This window comes from Cyanobium sp. ATX 6A2, from assembly GCF_024346355.1.
Taxonomy (GTDB): domain Bacteria; phylum Cyanobacteriota; class Cyanobacteriia; order PCC-6307; family Cyanobiaceae; genus NIES-981.
Genome location: NZ_JAGQCU010000043.1, coordinates 1 through 2,767 on the forward strand (window position 1 = coordinate 1; position 2,767 = coordinate 2,767).

At 49.1% G+C, this 2,767-nt stretch carries 2 protein-coding genes; both read left to right on the plus strand.

Annotation, left to right across the window (positions count from 1 at the left end; all coding sequences use genetic code 11):
- Positions 1-213: 213 nt before the first annotated feature.
- Complete coding sequence (locus KBY96_RS16195) at positions 214-918, plus strand: transposase (RefSeq protein ID WP_254980586.1); 705 nt, start codon at positions 214-216, stop codon at positions 916-918.
- Positions 919-1,464: 546 nt separating this feature from the next.
- Entirely contained in the window at positions 1,465-2,565 is a 1,101-nt protein-coding gene (locus KBY96_RS16200) for a hypothetical protein (RefSeq protein WP_254980587.1), read from the plus strand.
- Positions 2,566-2,767 lie beyond the last annotated feature (202 nt).

A 2,767-nucleotide genomic window follows, 5' to 3' on the forward strand; every position in this document is an offset into this window, starting at 1 on the left:
CCGCATCCCGGGAGCTCTGCTCCAGAGGTGACAGGTCCGCGGTCATGGCGCTGAGCCTGGTCAGTGGCTCGCGGAGGGGGGCCAGATTTCGTGTCGCATCTGGTCCAGTTTTCGCTGTCGCCTGACATTGCTGGCGATGGCACGGCGACGGCCAGAACCCAACCCATGCTGAGACTTTGAACCAGCCCTGCCACCACCATTGCTTTCTTCCGCGTGCGGCTCCGCAAGGCGGGTGTCATCGATGAGCTTTTTGAACGGTTTGAGGAGCACCTGCGCTTCCAGGGACTGGAGGCGCGTGGCGGGCAGATCATCGATGCCACACTGATCCCTGTTCCCAAAGAGCGAAACTCGCGGTTTGGGAACGAAGGCATCAGGCGAGGCCAGCAGTCAGACATATGGCTTGATAAGCCAGAACGGTTGTGGCAGAGAGATCTTGATGCTCACTGGGTCACGATAATCGGCATCAGTCACTATGGATACAAGAACGGCATCTGCATTGATGCTGAACATGGCTTCATGCGCAGATATGCGATTACGCCACCCAATATTCACGACAGCCAGATGATCCCGCAGGGGCTTAATCCTGAGAACAGAGATGACTTCGTCTGGGCTGATTCCGGCTACGCAGGCGCGCGCTTTGAGGATCTATTGGAAGTGGCTGGTTTTGAGAGTCGAATTCATGAAAAGGTTTCACGCTGCCATCCCTTGAGCAAGGAGGCCAAGGAACGGAACAAGGTTCGATTAACTGTACTGGCCAGGGTTGAGCATGTTTTTGGTGCAATCACCACAGGCTTGCGCGGCAAGCTGACAAGGCGAATTGGACTGGCCAGAACGATGTCTTGGTGGGGACTGCGTAATCTGAGATACTACTTCCTGTGTTGCATACACTGCTGCTCAAGACCATGGCTGGCGGTCTGATCATCCAGTAGCGGGGTAATCGTTCCGCCTTGAGGACATGGATGTCAGCGATCACGAGGATCTGCAGGTGCAGAGAATGAGCTTGTTGCTCCTCAAGGAACCCTGGGTAATGGCAATTTTTCGAGCTGCCCTTAAAACCCTAATCGCCATCCCTGACCAAAGTGATAGTATTCTATCGCTACAAACGCGACAGGACGCCACTCAGAATCAATGGCAATACAACCTACCTTTATTTTCTACGAATCAAGAGGTGCCCAGCTAAAAGAATACTTGCTATCGCATAACTTTACCCAAAAGCATATGGGAGAAATTGTTTGGTTTTCAAGTATTATAAGGCATCTTGTCCGCCGTGGCCACCCAGTTGTCGTGTGCACCAGTGAAGAGTCATTCGTCTTGGCGCTTAGAATTTGCATGCTAGAACGGACCGACTATCGCTTGATCTTAGACTATCGCACACTACCAGTAAGTTCATATCTAATTGATGCTCATGGGGCTAATCTATACGCTGTCTGCTATTGGGGAAAGACAAGACTAGATATCTCAGCCATGGGAATAGCCCCAAGCGGCAGGACCCTTTCCCTGGAGCAAGTCTTAACTCCATTCCCGCCACCACAAAATGGCGAAGCCGAGAACTCCTATCTAGGATTCTGCATGAGTGAGCTATGTGGAAGACAGGATAAGGTGAAATACGAAAAGAGAGGTGTATTGTGGGGCAAAGAAGCGGCTCTAATTGATGAGAGCCTAGTTAGATGCTTGCACGATGTCTATGGATTTGAGTTCTATTCGTGTTACAGTGAACTATCATCCAAGCTTCCCGGCGTTGAAAATCTTGGCAGGCTTGGACGATCTGACTGGCAACAGCTCTTACATGACTGCTCATTTGTTCTGGGCTTTGGGAAACCTGTATCAGGACCCACTATTTTAGAGTCGCTTTATTATGGAACCCCAATATTTGCTCCCGCGCGCCAAATTCCCGAGTTCCTGCATGACAGCAGGAATATAAATCTCACTGATACACTCTCTACTTCTGAACTTGCAATAGAACTTGGGCGATGCTCCTTTGACGAAGACGATCAGATAACCATAGATGTTATTTCCAAAGAACACTTTATGGGCCGATTTAATAGAGTGTTCAGTTTAATTGCAGATGATCAGAAAAGAAAAGCAAACATACTCCTAAATGAATGCTGCCTCTCCGGTCAGATGTCACTCATTAATACTGATTGCGGAGCTAAGCTAATGAGTAAATCCGGGACTCCAGTCTTTGAAAAACAGTTCAACCATGAGGAGGCGGCTAAATCTCGCCTAGGCTGCGAGGAAGTACGCTTTGAACTGATATATATTGATTCAACCTTTCTTCAGTTTAGGATATGCGACCAGCGAGGAAAATTCCTATCCTCTTCCCCAAATGGTAGATTAGACTTCAGCAGGGATATCCCGAAACACTGGGAGACATTCTGGGCAAGAAAAACGACAACAAAGAATTTGCACTCATGCTCATCGGTGATAATCGAGGACTTTCACGGCCGTCAACTCTTTGAGAACTATTCTATCGACATTATTGTTTGTTCGGAGGGGCGGCAGCAGACGTCTCTTTTTGAATGGATATTAAGTATGCCTCATAAAGGCTCCAAATCACTTGACTGATCCAAGATTTGGATTGGAAACAAGTTACAGGCCTTTATCTCAACAATTGGGCATTGTGGGGTCTTTGAGGGCGAACTGAGGTGGGTGCCTTTTATTGGACAGCTCTGGCCCCTGACATCGTTAACCCTGGACGGGAGGAGCAGGGTTCGGTCTCAGTGTAGACCTCATTGGGAGTTTTGCCTCCCAGAGAGCTGTGGGGTCT

Coding starts and splice junctions, on each gene's coding strand:
- KBY96_RS16200 (WP_254980587.1), top strand. CDS start 1,465: ATGGGAATAGCCCCAAGCGGCAGGACCCTTTCCCTGGAGCAAGTCTTA.